This is a genomic window from Methanobrevibacter thaueri, assembly GCF_003111625.1.
GTDB classification, from domain to species: domain Archaea; phylum Methanobacteriota; class Methanobacteria; order Methanobacteriales; family Methanobacteriaceae; genus Methanocatella; species Methanocatella thaueri.
Genome location: NZ_MZGS01000028.1, coordinates 112,555 through 127,569 on the forward strand (window position 1 = coordinate 112,555; position 15,015 = coordinate 127,569).

20 protein-coding genes are annotated in these 15,015 nt (G+C 39.2%); 2 read left to right on the top strand and 18 right to left on the bottom strand.

The features are described 5' to 3' along the window. Positions 1–14: 14 nt before the first annotated feature. Positions 15–230 (top strand): hypothetical protein, encoded by a 216-nt coding sequence (locus MBBTH_RS09400; protein WP_116592781.1) that lies wholly within the window; start codon positions 15–17, stop codon positions 228–230. Positions 231–253: 23 nt separating this feature from the next. Here the strand turns inward: MBBTH_RS09400 and MBBTH_RS09405 are convergent, their stop codons facing one another. After that, positions 254–1,708, bottom strand: a complete 1,455-nt coding sequence (locus MBBTH_RS09405; protein ID WP_116592782.1) for a sodium-dependent transporter — start codon at positions 1,706–1,708, stop codon at positions 254–256. Between the two features lie 61 nt (positions 1,709–1,769). On the opposite strand from MBBTH_RS09405, the gene MBBTH_RS09410 reads away from it, so the two are divergent. Continuing rightward, entirely contained in the window at positions 1,770–2,123 is a 354-nt protein-coding gene (locus MBBTH_RS09410; protein WP_243409796.1) for a DUF4258 domain-containing protein, read from the top strand. 8 nt (positions 2,124–2,131) lie between these two features. Here the strand turns inward: MBBTH_RS09410 and MBBTH_RS09415 are convergent, their stop codons facing one another. The 17 genes from MBBTH_RS09415 to MBBTH_RS09495 form a co-directional block, all read right to left on the bottom strand. After that, a complete protein-coding gene (locus MBBTH_RS09415; RefSeq protein WP_116592783.1) occupies positions 2,132–3,670 on the bottom strand; it encodes a putative glycoside hydrolase in 1,539 nt (512 codons plus the stop codon). A 2-nt stretch (positions 3,671–3,672) separates the two neighbouring features. Continuing rightward, complete coding sequence (locus tag MBBTH_RS09420; RefSeq protein ID WP_165814067.1) at positions 3,673–5,454, bottom strand: putative glycoside hydrolase; 1,782 nt, start codon at positions 5,452–5,454, stop codon at positions 3,673–3,675. Between the two features lie 286 nt (positions 5,455–5,740). Further along, complete coding sequence (locus MBBTH_RS09425) at positions 5,741–6,805, bottom strand: CapA family protein (protein WP_116592785.1); 1,065 nt, start codon at positions 6,803–6,805, stop codon at positions 5,741–5,743. Further along, on the bottom strand, positions 6,795–8,159 hold the full coding sequence (gene ftsY, locus MBBTH_RS09430) for a signal recognition particle-docking protein FtsY (RefSeq protein ID WP_116592786.1): 1,365 nt from the start codon (positions 8,157–8,159) through the stop codon (positions 6,795–6,797). The genes MBBTH_RS09425 and ftsY overlap by 11 nt, the downstream gene beginning before the upstream one ends. A gap of 116 nt (positions 8,160–8,275) precedes the next feature. After that, positions 8,276–8,710 carry a prefoldin subunit alpha gene (gene pfdA / locus MBBTH_RS09435; RefSeq protein WP_116592787.1) on the bottom strand — a complete coding sequence of 145 codons (435 nt, stop codon included), beginning with the start codon at positions 8,708–8,710 and terminating at the stop codon, positions 8,276–8,278. An 18-nt stretch (positions 8,711–8,728) separates the two neighbouring features. Next, the gene (gene rpl18a, locus MBBTH_RS09440) at positions 8,729–8,953 is read right to left on the bottom strand and encodes a 50S ribosomal protein L18Ae (RefSeq protein ID WP_116592788.1); all 225 of its coding nucleotides are present in this window, start codon (positions 8,951–8,953) and stop codon (positions 8,729–8,731) included. A gap of 24 nt (positions 8,954–8,977) precedes the next feature. Beyond that, positions 8,978–9,652, bottom strand: a complete 675-nt coding sequence (locus tag MBBTH_RS09445; protein ID WP_116592789.1) for a translation initiation factor IF-6 — start codon at positions 9,650–9,652, stop codon at positions 8,978–8,980. A gap of 28 nt (positions 9,653–9,680) precedes the next feature. Next, positions 9,681–9,926, bottom strand: a complete 246-nt coding sequence (locus MBBTH_RS09450; RefSeq protein WP_116592790.1) for a 50S ribosomal protein L31e — start codon at positions 9,924–9,926, stop codon at positions 9,681–9,683. Positions 9,927–9,939: 13 nt separating this feature from the next. Continuing rightward, entirely contained in the window at positions 9,940–10,095 is a 156-nt protein-coding gene (locus tag MBBTH_RS09455) for a 50S ribosomal protein L39e (RefSeq protein ID WP_004032463.1), read from the bottom strand. Positions 10,096–10,115: 20 nt separating this feature from the next. Continuing rightward, positions 10,116–10,700: a DUF7411 family protein gene (locus MBBTH_RS09460; RefSeq protein WP_116592791.1), complete on the bottom strand. Its 585-nt coding sequence runs from the start codon at positions 10,698–10,700 to the stop codon at positions 10,116–10,118. Positions 10,701–10,705: 5 nt separating this feature from the next. Beyond that, complete coding sequence (locus MBBTH_RS09465; protein WP_116592792.1) at positions 10,706–11,062, bottom strand: DNA-binding protein; 357 nt, start codon at positions 11,060–11,062, stop codon at positions 10,706–10,708. Between the two features lie 21 nt (positions 11,063–11,083). Continuing rightward, positions 11,084–11,521 (bottom strand): 30S ribosomal protein S19e, encoded by a 438-nt coding sequence (locus tag MBBTH_RS09470; protein WP_116592793.1) that lies wholly within the window; start codon positions 11,519–11,521, stop codon positions 11,084–11,086. 93 nt (positions 11,522–11,614) lie between these two features. After that, entirely contained in the window at positions 11,615–11,872 is a 258-nt protein-coding gene (locus MBBTH_RS09475; RefSeq protein WP_116592794.1) for a YhbY family RNA-binding protein, read from the bottom strand. Next, positions 11,841–12,206, bottom strand: a complete 366-nt coding sequence (locus MBBTH_RS09480) for a ribonuclease P protein component 4 (RefSeq protein WP_116592795.1) — start codon at positions 12,204–12,206, stop codon at positions 11,841–11,843. The genes MBBTH_RS09475 and MBBTH_RS09480 overlap by 32 nt, the downstream gene beginning before the upstream one ends. A 229-nt stretch (positions 12,207–12,435) precedes the next feature. Next, positions 12,436–12,960: an adenylate kinase family protein gene (locus tag MBBTH_RS09485; RefSeq protein ID WP_116592796.1), complete on the bottom strand. Its 525-nt coding sequence runs from the start codon at positions 12,958–12,960 to the stop codon at positions 12,436–12,438. A gap of 1 nt (position 12,961) precedes the next feature. Beyond that, a complete protein-coding gene (locus MBBTH_RS09490; protein WP_116592797.1) occupies positions 12,962–14,056 on the bottom strand; it encodes an OBG GTPase family GTP-binding protein in 1,095 nt (364 codons plus the stop codon). Between the two features lie 93 nt (positions 14,057–14,149). After that, positions 14,150–14,887, bottom strand: a complete 738-nt coding sequence (locus MBBTH_RS09495; RefSeq protein ID WP_116592798.1) for a Cna B-type domain-containing protein — start codon at positions 14,885–14,887, stop codon at positions 14,150–14,152. Positions 14,888–15,015 lie beyond the last annotated feature (128 nt).

Sequence of the window (15,015 nt, forward strand, 5' to 3'; positions counted from 1 at the left end):
CATGGAGTGATAAAATGGATACAAATTCTCTAAAAAATGGAATATTCTCATTCATAATCCCCGGACTCGGCCAGGCACTGAACGGCGATAAGCAAAAGGGACTGGCTTTGTTTGGAATAGCTATTGTATTGCACATTTTCATCTGGTTTTTCGCAAACAACCCTTTCGGAAGCGTTATACAAACCCTATACCATCTATACGCAGGTTATGATGCATACAAAAATTATTAAAAAAAGAATTTGAGCAAATGAAATTAATCATTTGCTGGTTTAACTTTATACATTACGGCCGCAACGACCAATACTGCAACAATAATAATCAAATCAATAATTATCTCGAATTGGGCAGCATTTGAGAACAAATTGATAATACCTATAATCCACATTATAATCAATACGACCGGAAGCAGGTATTTGATTACAAAGGACCATATTTTTCCCACTTTGAAAGTTGAATGTTCATTCAATGCAGGCAGGAAGCGGTCCACTCCATAGAACCAAGCGAATATGATACATTGGATTCCAATAAGGAGCAAGATACCGAATTCGTTCACAAATCCGTCAATGATACCGACCAGATAACTGCTGATACCTGTTGTTAAAATCAATGAGAATACACAACCGACAATGGACAATATTGTTGCTGTCCTTCTCCTTGACCAGCCAAGTTTTTCACTGGTGGAATTCAACATCGGCTCGAAAAATCCGAGTGCGGAAGTGATTCCTGCAAATAAAATGGCCAGGAACAGCAATGGTGCCAATATTCTTCCGATAGGTCCCATGATGTTGAAAATCATTGGGAATACGATGAATATCAGTCCGGTTCCTTCAGTAATCAGCTGAACCATCGGTGTTCCACCGGTATAGGACATGTAACCCAAAATGGAGAATACACCAAATGCTGTACAAATCTCAAACAGTGAGTTTGAAGCGACAACAATCAGTACGTTGTCGATCAGTTTTGAGTTTTCAGGCAGATAGCTTGCATATGTAACGGCAATGGCCTGTCCCATACTCAATGAGAAGATGATTTGTGCAAATGCCGCAAGCCATATGTTGATGTCCATTAGCTTAGCCCAGTCAGGGGTAAGCAGAGTGCTGATACCGATTCCAGCACCAGGCAAGGTCAAGGCGTAAACGATGATACATCCCATTATGACAAACAACGCAGGGATAAGTATTTTTGAAACCTTACCGATACCCTTATCAACGTTTCTATGGGAAATGAACCATAATATTACCCATAACAGTAAAACGCCGACTGTAGTTGGAATAAGCAAGAAACTGGCATTTGAAAGGTTGGAACTTCCACCAACATTGCTTACGAAGTACTGGGCGGCATCGGTTCCCCAGCTGAATGTGAAACTGCTTGCAAGATAAACAAGGTCCCAACTGAGAATAACCATATAATAAATTGTAACCACAAATACAAACAATACCAAAATCCAAGCAATAACCTCAAATTTTGGATTAATGTCCGACATAATCTTTGAATAGGATTCCTTAAATGAGAATCCCACACCATACTCTAAAATTAAAAATGGAATTCCCATAATGGCTATAGCTATCAGATAAGGGATGAAGAATGATCCCCCACCATTAGAATAGAGCACATAACTAAATCTCCAAATATTCCCTAGTCCAACGGCAGCCCCTATCATAGCAAAAATGAATGATAATGATGAATCCCATTGTGCACGTTCTGTCATAATATTATATATGATATTTCTAACATATAAAATTGTAATGAATGTGTTCGATAAATTTTTGATGGGAGAGACAACAGGCATAGACTGGTGCTTTGAAAACAGGCACTTCATCAACAGGCTATCCGAAAACGGCATATCACGGGAATATGTTGTCGATTGCCTGATGACGGAAGAGCCGATTACCTATGAGCATGTTGAAGCCGAAAAATATGCAGTTGTCTATAACGCCCCTCCAGGAAAGGATTACAAAGAGATAAGATTGCTGTTGGCATGCAAGGGAAATTCAATTGACCTTGTCACCGTCATGAGAAACAATGAAACAACAACCAATCGCCAGAACAGGCAATATCAGTCTGAAAAGAAAAAAAGCATTGAGAAAAAACGCCTTAAGGCATTGTCAAAAAGAAAATGGTAAAAAGGCGTTTAGACCTTTTTAAAATTAAAGTTACAACTTATACCTATCCTGAACAGGACCACACCTTTTGCACCGCCTTTCATCGCTGCCTTTGCATCCTTGAGAAGGGATTTCTGAGACAGTTTTTTGGCATTGTCATCTGAATGATATGACTGCAGACCTGTCCATATCTGAGCGCCGTTAGACTGTTCAGTGAACTTTTTGGTTACTGAAGTGACCCATGACCTTGTCTGATGATAATTGCCCTTGTAAACCATAGGAATCAACGCATCAGAGTATTTGCTCATTGTTGAAACGTCCTGACCGTAATAGTAGGTCATCATGCTCGGTTCAGGCATCAACGCCGCAGAGACTATGCAGTTCGCACGGACCTTATGGATTTGGGTTGAAGCCTTCTTCATGAAGTAGTTGATTGCACGGTTCGGATCCTTATACAGGTGTGCTGTGCCTCCGAAACGCACATAATCAAAGTGAATGCCATCTACACCCTTGATTTTTGCGTATTTCTTGGCCTCATTGATTTTCTTGTTGAGGAAGGAATACTTAATCTGGTTTTTCTCGTTGATTGGCCTTACCCATTTTCCGCCACTGTAGCAGACTTGCATCCATAGATGAACCTTCATTCCGCACTTGTGCGCCTTCTGGATGAATGACACGACGGCGGACCTTCCATGCATGGATATCGCCTGAACGTGAAGGAAGATATGTTTGGTTCCTTTCTTTGAAAGGCTTTTGAGATTGACATTTTTCATGTGTGAGGACCATAGCCAATAGCCGTTGCCCTTTGCCATCTTGGCCCTGACCTTTATTTTAAATGAACCGCTTGAAGAGAGATAAGGAGCATTCTTCTTAAAGGAATACTTTACTGTATGTGTTCCCTTCTTGAGATTCAGGTAAACCTTGGCTACACCATTCTTGTCGGTTTTGGCAGTGTAGGTCTTGCCCGCAACCTTGAATGTCACGTCCTGGTTCTTGACGGCCTTGTTGTTGGCATCAAGCAACTTCACATAGAAGAGGCATTTTGATCCTTGACGATAATTTATGTACTTATCCCCAATCTTCAGTTTGGTTGCGCTTGGAGCGCCGATTGTTATCTTGCAGGTTTTTGTTGCATTGCTTGTCAAATCATCTCCAAGATAAGTGATTTTGGCTGTGTATTTGCCCTTATCCAATTTGACTTTGAGCTTAACCTCACCGTTGGCATCGGTTACCTTATTGTAAGTGACGCCATTCAATACGATTTGAAGCGCCCTTGAAGACAATGCAGTGCCGTTTGATGTCAGCTTGATATTAACTGTGGTTGTAAATGACTCATATCCCTTTACGTTTGAGGCCGTTATTGTGGAATCGGTTTTGTTGACCTCCACATCGCTTTCATCGCCACCTCCTGTGTCATTGCCCATTATCTCATCGGAAGTGTCCTGAGCCAATGGCTCATCATCAACCGCAATTTCATCAGAAATCAACGTTGCGTTATCCTCCGCTGAAACTGCAGTGATTGACAGCAATGTTAATGTGATAAGCATTAATAACAGTATCCTTTTCATTATTAAACCTCATTAAAGTTAATGTAGTTAAACAAACCATATCTAAACAATATTACACCATAAGCGCCACCTAAAGCTGCAGCATCAGCATCGCCCATCAGTTCCTTTGCAGACAGTTTCTTTAGACTTGCGTCTGATTTGTAGGTTTGAAGACCTGTCCAAATCTTTGCCTTCTTGGACTGTTGGGAAAATGTTTTGGTCACTGACTTAATCCAGTTAGGACCCGCATGATAATTGCCCTTATAGACCATTGGGACAATGACATCAAGATATTTGCTCATTGTAGGAATGTCCTGAGCATAATACGTTTTCATTGAAGACGGTTCAGGCATTACCGCAGCTGAAACAATCAATTTCTTACTTACTTTGTGAATGGCATTTGATGCCTTTTTAGTGAAGTGATTTACAGCTTTTATGGCATTATCATATTTATAGGCATTTCCTGGGAACCTTATATAGTCAAAGTGAATTCCGGCCACTCCCTTAACCTTAGCTAAAGTCTTGGCTTCCTGGACTTTGGTGTTGATGAAATCATAATCGATTTGACCGCCTTTAATCGGCAGTTTCCAGGTGTTTGACTTGTAGAATACCTGCATCCACAGGTGCACCTTGATTCCATGGCCCTTGGCTTCCTTAACCCATGACTCAACAAAACCCTTACCGAAACGCTCAATGGCCTTGGAGTTTAAGAAAATGTGTTTTGTGCCGTATTGCTCAAGCTTGTCAAAGTCAACGCTTTTCATGTCAGTGGACAAAAGCCACATTCCATTGTTACGTGCCTGTTTCGGCTTGACCTTAATGGAAAAGGTTTTTGATGCCTTATTGTAAAGGGACTCTTTCGAATGAGTTACCTTCACCTTATATGACCCTGTTTTCAACTTGATTTTGACTGTGGCTATGCCGTTCTTATTTGTTTTCTTGACATAGTTTTTCTTGTTGAATCTGAACTTTATCTTTTTATTCGCCAAAACGTCGCCTCTAACATCAACGAACTTGATTTTGAAGTTGCCTGCCTGTTTGTTTCTGTATATTTTGGAGTAATATTTGGTTATTTTTACAGGCATTCCCTTCTTGACTGTTATCTTCTTTGATCCTGAAGTCTTCTTGATGTTGTCTTCCCCATCATAGGAATAGCTTATTTTATAGCTTCCCTTTGGAAGTTTAATGCTTAGACTGGCTTTTCCTTTGGAATTTGTTACTTTGGTATATTTCTTGCCGTTCAGAGTGAATGTGACTGTTCTTCCCTGCAGGGGAAGGTCTCCTACAGCCAGCTGAACCGTATACTTATTCCTAGCGCCCACATATGCAACATAGTTTGATGCTGCGATTTTGGAGGTGCCTGTCGGTATGACAAGAATCTTCTTTGAGGCTTTGCTTATGGAGTAGCCTGTTTCGTTGAATGAATACTTGATTGTGTAGGTTCCCGGATTGACTGTCACCTTTAACTTGGCCATCCCGTCATCATCCGTCAGGACCTCACTCACGACCTTGTTCAGGGTGAATTTGATTGTCTTGTTGGCTATTCCAGTGCCGTTCTCGTCAACCAGCTTTACTGAAAATTCATGTCCCTTTATCACTGTTGTATCATTGCTTTGAAGTGATGTCTTAATGCTTTCATTTGCAATCGGTGAGGAAACGTCATTGGAATCGGTTCCCTCCTCTTCCATTACCAGTTCTTCCTCGCCGGATGAGATTACATCAGCATCCTCGCTCAAGGTTGAATTGTCACTTGCGCTTACTGCACCTATCGTGAAAAATAAAATTAAAAAGATTGATAACAACAATGTCTTGTTCCTTATCGAAATTCTTTCACCATCCTTGTAGATAATGATATATCTAAAAACATATATAAATCTTTTTACTTAAAAAATAGGATTAAAATGGCTTAAATCGGTAAAAATAGATTAATAACATATGGAAATAATAATTAAAAGAATAAATATGTTAAAATTAGCTATACAAAGCTTAAATAAATTGAATTGAAATTAAAAAAATAGTGACTTTTCAAGATTTCAAATATTGATTATAAAATAAGCCAAAGAAAAAATGAAAAAGAATTAACTGATAATATTAACTATCAGTTAAATTAAACCTTAATTTTCCAGTTCCGTTGCTTGTGATTTCCAGTTCGCTGCATTGAGGAGATAATCCGCTTAAAAGTGAAGTACCATCATCCGGACTCATATGCTGAGGCAGGTAGTTGGAAATGTAAATCGGATAGACTGTGCACTCACCGGTGTCGTTGACCAAATCGATTTGAACAAAGTAGGCTGAGTGTGTTGCAGTGTTGGACTGGTCGAATATGAAATTACCCAATGAATAGAAGATTGGCTTTCCATTATACATCTCGATTCCCTGAGTTACGTGCGGGTGGGAACCGACCACAACATCCGCACCGTAGTCAATCAGCTCATGGGCAATCTTGACCTGGTTTTCATTCGGTGAGTTGGAATACTCATTTCCAAAATGCAAGTAAGCAACAATTAAATCTGAATCGTTGTTCGCTGCTATTTGCTTTTGGGCATCCTCTGAATCGTATGCGGAATATCCTGGATTTGACCCGTTCGCATAAGGCATCGCCTCATATGAATATTCGGCAAAATTCTCAGAATCCATATAGTTCAATATGGTGACCTTGCGCCCGTTGACATCCTTAACGACAGCCTGATGAGCCTCATCTTCAGTATTTCCCGCTCCCATCGGAGTGATGTCGGCACTCTTGAGGTTCTCAAGTGTGTCCTGCATACCTGTTATGCCGTAATCAATTGCGTGATTGTTTGCCAATCCCGCAACAGTGACATTGTTGGCCTTTGCCAACGGCACATAACTCGGGTCGCATTTCAAAGGAACATCGCCTTTCAAGGCATCGCCTGATGATGTTGCCGCATTTTCAAAGTTAATCAATAGCAAGTCAACGTTTGAAGTGACATCGCTTACACCGCTGAACGGTGATGAATCCATGCTCAACACATTCGGCATCTTACGTGCAAACATCACATCACCGGTGACTGCAATAGATGCGTCTTCCTTTGGCTCAATGTTCACAACGGAAGTTGTGGGATTGAATATTGTTGCCCATAGCGCAACTATCAAAAGTAATGCCAAAACAATTAGCAAAATATCTCTAAGCTTCATTTTCCACTATTTCCTCATCTTCTGAGAATAACTGATTGAGCATCCATTCAGGGTCGTATTCCATGATGTCGTCATATCCCTGGCCGACACCCAGGAACATGATTGGCTTTTGGATTACATAACCTATTGAGAGTGAAGCTCCGCCCTTGCTGTCCGCATCGGCCTTGGTGAGAATTACACCGTCAATGTCGATTGCGTCATTGAACTTACGGGCCTGCTCGGTTGCGTCATTACCTGTGATTGCATCACCAACGAAAATGACCAGGTCAGGATTGGAAACCCTTTTGATCTTTTTCATCTCATCCATAAGGTTTGTGTTGGTTTGCATCCTTCCTGCAGTGTCGATTAAAACCAATTCCTTGCCTTGGGCACGGGCATGCTCAACTGCGTCATATGCAACGGCAGCCGGGTCTGAACCCTTTTGGTGCTTGATGATTTTAACCCCGACATTGTCTGCATGGTAGGTGACCTGCTCGATTGCACCAGCCCTGAAAGTGTCTGATGCTGCAATAACAGGAGTGTAGCCTTTTTTCAGGTAATAATTGGCCAGCTTTCCAATGGTTGTTGTCTTACCTGTACCGTTGATTCCAACGAACATAACGACCAATGGCTCACCCTGAGCTTTCTTCTCCTCAATCATCTCAGTCATTGATTTGCCCGGAATGCTGATGATTTCCTCAACCGCATCCTTAAGGGCATAATAAGTGTACTCTGTGATATCATTGCTTCTTTTAATCTTTTTACCTACAAGGTTTTCCTTGACGTTTTCCACAACCTCTGTTGCGACCTCCATTGCAACGTCACCTTGCAGGAGTTCCATTTCAAGTTCAAACAGAATGTCTTCAACGTGTTTTTCCTGAATGGTTTTTTCACGTACAAATGAGAATATTCCACCTTTTGCCTCGCCGTCGGCAGAAACATCTTCTTCATCTTCATCCTTGTCCTTGTTCCTGCTCCAGAAGCGGGATTTCTTTTCCTCTTTAGGCTCCTCTTCAATCTCTTCATCCTCAGCTTCTTCAGCGGGCTCGTCCTTATCCTTATTCCTATGCCAGAAGCGGGATTTCTTTTCCTCTTTAGGTTCCTCTTCAATCTCCTCATCCTCAACTTCAGGAATTTCCTCTACCTCTTCGGCTTCAGGTACTTCCTCAATTTCCTCGGCTTCAGGAAGGAGATTCTCCTCTTCCTCTACAACTTCCTCTTCCTTTTTTTCATCCGTTTTCCTACCGAAAGAGAAAAATGAAAACCTTGAACCTGATTCCTCTTGAAGATTATCTTCCGCTTCCGCTTCCTCGATTAACTCTTCTTCCAATTTTTCACTTGTTCGTGAGAATTTCTTCTTCAATGATTCAAACAAAATTAACCCAACCTAATAAATTAGTTAGTATTTCAAAAATTATGTATTATTATGTTGCTTATAATATTTAAAAAATTGTTAAAAAAATAGTTAAAAAAAAATAAAGTGAAGATAATCTAACCCATTTGGGTCATATTACCTTGAGCTGCAGCTGCGATTTGCTCAGCTTGAGCCTGAAGATTGCCGGCAATGTCAGTTACTTGCTGTAAGTTGGCAAGCATTTTGTCCATGCTCTCTTTCAATTCTTCTTTTTGCCCAGAAATAATTTCACGAGCACCAGCGGCATCTTTCTTGACCGCAAGCCCTGCACCAATACTTACAATGATTTCATCAGTGCTTTTCAATTCCCCTTTAACAAAGGAACCTGCACCGACAGGAACGAATGCCTCAACGGATTCTTTGCCTTCAATGTCATCCAAAGTATTGAATAATGCATCAACTTCCGCAATGGAAGCCTGAATCAATTCAATTTGTTGTTGAATTAATTCCGCTTGTTGTCTGTACACATTAATTTCATTAAGAAGACTGTTTAATCTTTGTTGATCTTCCATAATAACGCCTCAATGTGTTTATAAAATTTCTTTTACAATTGGGTCTAAAACGTCTTCAGGAGCAATTTCTTCAATTGATTCAATTGAAATTTGGTTCCTGTTGATACCATGTTTACTACCGAATCTTTCATAGATTTTTTGTTCTATGTCGCTTTCGCTGGTAGCTTTGTATTCTTTAGTGAAATCATGGTATTCGTCACCCATTACAAAAGTACCTTTAACTCTGTAAATTTTTGTTATCATATAAAATCCCTCATGATATATTAATTAAAAATCATCATCTAAAAAGCCTAACGCCTCTTCAACTCTAGCCATTTCAGGACCAGTACTGTCTTTGGCAACAATTGCACCGTTTGAGTTTGCAATGATGCATGCTCCCACAAGTGAGATTCCTCTTCCAACAGTACCGATATCTCCTTCAACACCAAATACTTCACGAGCAAAGTTAACTTCGGATTGCAAAGCGTTTGTGCTTATAAGGAATCCTTTGTTGGTCACCTTAATAAGGGAACCGATAATGTCGCTTCCAACGATGTGGCTGGTTTGAACATTAACGTCCAGGGTTTCCTCAATAACTTCAATAGCTTCCTGGTCTAAAAATGGGCTAGCTATTGCTCCTTTGTCATTTGCTGCGACAATGTTACCGACAGCAGTGTATCTTCCAGGAATAGTAGCAACTTTTAAACCTAAATCCTCTAATTGTTTAACTTCTCTATCTAGAACATGTGGGGAAACAACTATACCATTTGAATTAGCTACAGTTAAAGATCCTATAAGGCTGCTTCCAGCAATAGAAGATTTGATTACGTCAACCTCTAATGTTTCCTTAATAATATCTACTTTTTCATCTAAAAGGTTATAAGGAACAATAGCTACATCATCGGTTGCAGTGATGAATACTCCTAAATTTGGATTTCCTACAATATCAACTCTTTTTAACATATTGTTACCTCACATTTTAAATTAGTGTCTATTCTGCTAAAGTAGCTGTTACAACACCATCATCATCTTTAACTGCTTTCACAGTAATTTTAGAAGGTATTTTTTGAATACCTCTTGCCCAAATAGCATGATTAACAGATTCGTCAATTTTAACTTCACTTGCTTTCATGTGTTTGGTTAAGAAGATTTTAATTTCCCTAATAGCTCTAGGAGCTCTGATAGTCCTTTTAATATCTTTTACGTTTCTTAGTGGAATTGTGTAAACTCTTTCCATGTTAACCCCTCAATTATAATTTAAGACTGTTTCTTCTCCAATGTCTAGGTTTAGGTCTGTATCTAAGTTTACGGTTAGTTTTAGCATAAGCCCAGATTGGAATTCTCCTATTTTGTTTGTTTGCTTTTGCCATTCTTAATTTTTTAGCTAATGGTTTATTTCTACTCATTTTCTCACCTGTAATAATAATTATTTTTTATATCCGATAACGCGAGTTTGATAATGCTCAGGGAATATGTCCAAAGAGTTTCCGCCCCTCTCATCAATCAATGTTCTTATTTCCACCTCAAAATCAGAACTGTTGTCCTTGTTGGATTTTTCCTTTGAAATTTCAAAGAGGTTTTCGGTTATCAGCTTTACTGACTTGTGACCGAAACTGTCCAGGTTAATGTATTGGACCTGTTTTCTGTCTTCGAGACTTCTTATCTGATTGATGTTTAGCTTTGGGGTCCTGTCGTCTCTTCTTGTCCCGTCAGCTATAATATCATGATTTTCAGCCAGCTTTTCAACGGTTTTTTCGTGGATGTATTTTATCCCATCGTTTGGAAATCCGTCGGCCATTATCATGTCACAGGTTTTTTCGAGGATGCATTTATCCATTTTCAAAACGTTGTGCTTGAAACCCAATGCCTCTGCGGATTTTCCGGCAGGAACAAATGAATCATAAACACCGAAATTTGCAGTGTATAATTCAACGTCAAGACCCAACCTTTCAAGCATGACTGCCACAAAGGATGAATCCTTGCCTCCACTATACAAAACAGCTGCCTTCATCGATATTATTTCCTTGTAATTTTAATTTCTCTTTTCTGACCAGCAATTTGTCTTAACAAGACTTTTAATTGATCGTCAGTTACTTTTCCTCTTAGGCTTCCAGCTTGTGCGGATTGAATCAATTGGATTTCAATCTGATTAACCAATTCAGGTTTTGTCAACTTCAAATTAGCCAATCTTTGACGAGCTTCGGGAGTCATAATCTGACCTAAGATTTGTTTTTTCTGAGCTTCGAATTGTGCTTGAGCTTCTTGCTGTTGAGCTTGCGCCATAGCTTGTTGTTGAGCTTGGTTTTGTGCAGCAGCTTGTTGAGCTTGCAATTCAGCCATTCTTCTTTGACGAATTTCATCTAAATCGCTCATATCAAACTCTCCAAATCATAATTAATATTTTTCAAGTTCAGGAATGTCTTTAATTATTTCTCCAGAAATTTTATCTAAAAAGGATCTTCCTTGAGGAGTAACAACTCTTCCGCCTTCAACTTTCTCTACATATCCTGCGTCTTCAAGTTGGTGGAGTGCAGTTCTGATAATGGATCCGCTACCTTTCATGAATTTTTCAGGGCGTACTCCACGGTCTTTTTTACCACCGTAAAAGGTTCTTAAACTTTCAACACCAACAGGTCCGTCAATGTAAACTCTTCTGATAATTGAAGCAGCTCTTACAAACCACCAATCAGGATTTTCTGGTTTTCTTTCTTTGTGAACACCAGTTCTAACAAAATTGGACCATACAGGAGATTCGATTTTATCGTTATTTTTAAATTCTTCTGCGACTTTTTCAATTAATAAATCTGCAGGTACATCAAATACAGTAGTCATATTAATTCTCCAATATTTATTTTTATTGTAGCTTAATCCACTGTAAATTTAAGACCTAAAAAAATAGGGCCTGTAACTCTAAATTTATAATGTTTAAGGCTTTTTCTTGTAAATAACAGCAACGTGTCCTCTAACGTCAATGAGCTTTGCTCTTGTTTTAGAGACTATTTCGTCGATGTATTTATCTTTATCTCTAGCGATATTTTTTGCAAATTTAAGTTTAACGATTTCATTAGCTTTCAATTGGCGTTTGATTTCTTCGATTACATTATCGTTAACGCCTGACTTGCCAATGTTAATTGTCATCGCATTAAGAGCTCTATTCATCATTTCTTTCTTTTCGTGACTCATATTTAGCTCTCCTTTTAAACTTCTTTTCCTTTTTGTAAGGAATTTTCATTACATGACCGCATTCACCACAAAAAATGTTGACCGATTCGTCAACTAGCCGGACGGTGCTATTGCGACCAGGCCTGAGGAAACTCTTGCAATTCCTACAATACCTTCGGGACCATTCTTCAGGTACAGGGGTATTGTATTTGGTGGACAATTTAAGTGCTAGTTCCACGTAGCGATTGGATCTTTCCGGATGGGTGATGAATTCCATCTCAGCCCGATTAAAAAGAATATTCATTCTTTCAATCGCTATATCAATCATCCACTTCGGTCGTTTTCCTCTAGTCAAAATATCCTCCCTCTGTAGGATATAATATTCAAAATTGGATTAAAATGATTTGCGCAATTTAAAACAAAAACCATAGTTAAAATAATTTAACCTTAGGTTAATATGAATATTAAGAATAAATATGTATATCACCATTTATAAAGGTTGCGAATTTTAGGGATTTTTTTAAAATTTGAAAAAATAATTAAAAATAATGAATTTGATTTATTGACCAAAACCGGTGATTTATCTATTGCATTAACCAATCCATATAGTCAACCGAACCCACCGGATAATTGCCGCCGTCAGAGATTACATTACCAATCAAATCAACCGCCTCGTCTATTGTCAAGTCGCTGACGTCCAGCTCATAGACATCGTCCTGATATTTTTCATATGCCTCAGCTGAACACACGCCAAGCGCTTCGGCCTCAAGATTTTCCCTGATTTTTGATTGTGAATATTGCCTTGCCTCTAGTCTCTTTTCCAGAATCTCCGGATTCACCCTCAGCACAATCACCTTGTCGGCGCCATCGCAGAGATGTGACAGGTGCCCCTCAAAAATAAGTGTCTCGTCGCAATTGTCGATTATCTTACCTATATGGGCGTTCAATTTCTCAATGTCAATGACCTTATATCCCTTATCCTCATCGATGCCCAGGACAAAATCATGTTCAATGGCAATATCATTTATTTTAATCAGATGCCCATTCAATTTGCTTGCAAGAGTTGTCTTTCCGGTGCATGGAGTGCCGGTTATAAAAATAGCTGTCATGTTATTTCTTCAGGATTACCCTTAATACATCCTCATCCTCAAGGACATGGTCCGGACCCACCTTCTGGCCAGGGAACTTTACGGATGTCCCCCATACCTTCGCATGGCGGAAGTTCTTAACGAATTCACGGTGAAGCTTGCCACATGCATCGATTACTGTTGAGCCTTTCTTGATAACCAGAGGATCCTCCATGTCAGCCTTGCGCCCTTGCGGCTTCAGGTAGACCCTGACAAGGTCCAGATTATCAAATATGATGTCCTTCAATTCATCGATGTTGGTGTTCTTGTCCGCTGAAATCGGGATGAATTCGGGAATGTATTTCTTTAACTCCTCAATGTATGCCTCATCGACGAGATCAACCTTATTCAATAGGATCAACATTGGAACATATGACTTGTTGCGGTCCAACACGTCAATGAACTGGTCCATGGTGACATCGTCCCTAAAGAGCACATCGGCATTGATGTATCCGTACTCGTTTAGAATTGAACGGATTGTCTTTTCATCCAAATGGGTCAGCTTGCAGGTTGAGGATACCTTGACACCACCGAGCTTTTTCCTTTTTACAGTGACATCAGGAGGCCTTTCGTTTGGCCTGATACCAATTGCCCTCAATTCTTTTAAAATAACATCAATATGCTGTGGATTGAATGTGTCCAGCACGACAAGAATCAAATCTGCGGTTCTAGCTACGGATAGAATTTCCTTACCTCTTCCCTTACCGCTGCTTGCGCCTGTGATGATTCCAGGAATGTCGAAAATCTGGATTTTTGCATTCTTATGCTCCATAACACCCGGAACTATATCCAAAGTTGTGAACTGATAAGCGCCCACCTTACTTTCAGCGTTGGTGATGTTGTTCAACAATGTGGATTTTCCAACAGATGGGAAACCAACCAATACTACAGTAGCATCACCGGACTTTTTGACGTGGAAACCTTGTCCCTTGGACCCACCGCTGCTTCTTTGCAAAGACTCTTCTTTCAATTTGGATAATTTGGCCTTTAATTTTCCAATATGGTGGGAAGTTGCTTTATTGTAAGGTGTTTTTTGAATTTCTTCCTCAATATCTTTAATCTTTTCTTCAATACCCATTTAGGTTAAACTCCTAATAAGAATAATTAGTTAATATTTAAGATTGTTATATTATTTAAATCTTAAAAAAATAATAATGAAAAGAATATTTATCTATTCTTTTCTACGTAATTGATAAGCTAAACCTGCAACAGAAATTGCAAGAACACCTAATAAGACTGGATTACCAGTTTTATTTTTGTCTTTCTTTTTGTCAGGTTGTTTTTTATCAGGGTGTTTAGTGGTGGTTGTTTTAGTTGTTGTCTTGGTTGTTATCTTGGTTGTTATTTGTGAATCCTTGTCTGATGAGTCATCATCACCATCATCGGGTGAATCATCACCATCATCAGCGGATGTTTCATTATCCTGATCATCTAGGGTGTTGGTGATTGTGAAACCTGTTTCAGGATTTCCAGATACTTTGGAGGTATAACCTGGAACTTCCACTTCAACAATTTCAATTTCATCATTAGCTGAAAACTTTGATTGGATGGTAGTTTTCCAATCTTGAGATTTGTTTAATTCCTTTTCATCGCCCCAATAATTACCATTGAGTTTTATTTTGAATTTGATTGAATCTGGCCTTTTGTTTTTAGAGTCGTTATTGTCATTCCATACTTTCTTAACTGAGAATCCCTGGTCCTCTTTTAACTTGTCTTTATCATCACTACTAGATACCTTGTCCTTGTCATCATCTGTTGAAACCTTATCCAAATCATCAGCCTGTGAAATTTGGTCATCCTGACTATCATCGGAGGATATGATATCTGAATCATTAGTATCTGCGGTTACGATGGAAACAGACACAACCAACAGAATCAGGAATGCAAAAATTAATGTTATCTTTTTCATTATAAACACCTTAATTAGAGTTTGATTTGAGAACTATTTAAAATTTCTTAATCCCCCTTGAAATGGACAAACCTCAAGGGCCATATATAGTTTACTAGATGATGTGAGAAAAATCGTTATTTTGACAA

Excerpts from the sequence above, each read along its gene's own strand:
- MBBTH_RS09455 (WP_004032463.1), bottom strand. The coding sequence starts at position 10,095 with ATGAGTAGAAATAAACCATTAGCTAAAAAATTAAGAATGGCAAAAGCA.
- MBBTH_RS09475 (WP_116592794.1), bottom strand. The coding sequence starts at position 11,872 with ATGAGTCACGAAAAGAAAGAAATGATGAATAGAGCTCTTAATGCGATG.
- MBBTH_RS09460 (WP_116592791.1), bottom strand. The coding sequence starts at position 10,700 with ATGAAGGCAGCTGTTTTGTATAGTGGAGGCAAGGATTCATCCTTTGTG.
- MBBTH_RS09445 (WP_116592789.1), bottom strand. The coding sequence starts at position 9,652 with ATGTTAAAAAGAGTTGATATTGTAGGAAATCCAAATTTAGGAGTATTC.
- MBBTH_RS09405 (WP_116592782.1), bottom strand. The coding sequence starts at position 1,708 with ATGACAGAACGTGCACAATGGGATTCATCATTATCATTCATTTTTGCT.
- MBBTH_RS09495 (WP_116592798.1), bottom strand. The coding sequence starts at position 14,887 with ATGAAAAAGATAACATTAATTTTTGCATTCCTGATTCTGTTGGTTGTG.
- rpl18a (WP_116592788.1), bottom strand. The coding sequence starts at position 8,953 with ATGATAACAAAAATTTACAGAGTTAAAGGTACTTTTGTAATGGGTGAC.
- MBBTH_RS09410 (WP_243409796.1), top strand. The coding sequence starts at position 1,770 with ATGGGAGAGACAACAGGCATAGACTGGTGCTTTGAAAACAGGCACTTC.
- MBBTH_RS09415 (WP_116592783.1), bottom strand. The coding sequence starts at position 3,670 with ATGAAAAGGATACTGTTATTAATGCTTATCACATTAACATTGCTGTCA.
- MBBTH_RS09465 (WP_116592792.1), bottom strand. The coding sequence starts at position 11,062 with ATGAGCGATTTAGATGAAATTCGTCAAAGAAGAATGGCTGAATTGCAA.
- MBBTH_RS09490 (WP_116592797.1), bottom strand. The coding sequence starts at position 14,056 with ATGGGTATTGAAGAAAAGATTAAAGATATTGAGGAAGAAATTCAAAAA.
- MBBTH_RS09470 (WP_116592793.1), bottom strand. The coding sequence starts at position 11,521 with ATGACTACTGTATTTGATGTACCTGCAGATTTATTAATTGAAAAAGTC.
- MBBTH_RS09425 (WP_116592785.1), bottom strand. The coding sequence starts at position 6,805 with ATGAAGCTTAGAGATATTTTGCTAATTGTTTTGGCATTACTTTTGATA.
- pfdA (WP_116592787.1), bottom strand. The coding sequence starts at position 8,710 with ATGGAAGATCAACAAAGATTAAACAGTCTTCTTAATGAAATTAATGTG.
- MBBTH_RS09400 (WP_116592781.1), top strand. The coding sequence starts at position 15 with ATGGATACAAATTCTCTAAAAAATGGAATATTCTCATTCATAATCCCC.
- MBBTH_RS09450 (WP_116592790.1), bottom strand. The coding sequence starts at position 9,926 with ATGGAAAGAGTTTACACAATTCCACTAAGAAACGTAAAAGATATTAAA.
- MBBTH_RS09485 (WP_116592796.1), bottom strand. The coding sequence starts at position 12,960 with ATGACAGCTATTTTTATAACCGGCACTCCATGCACCGGAAAGACAACT.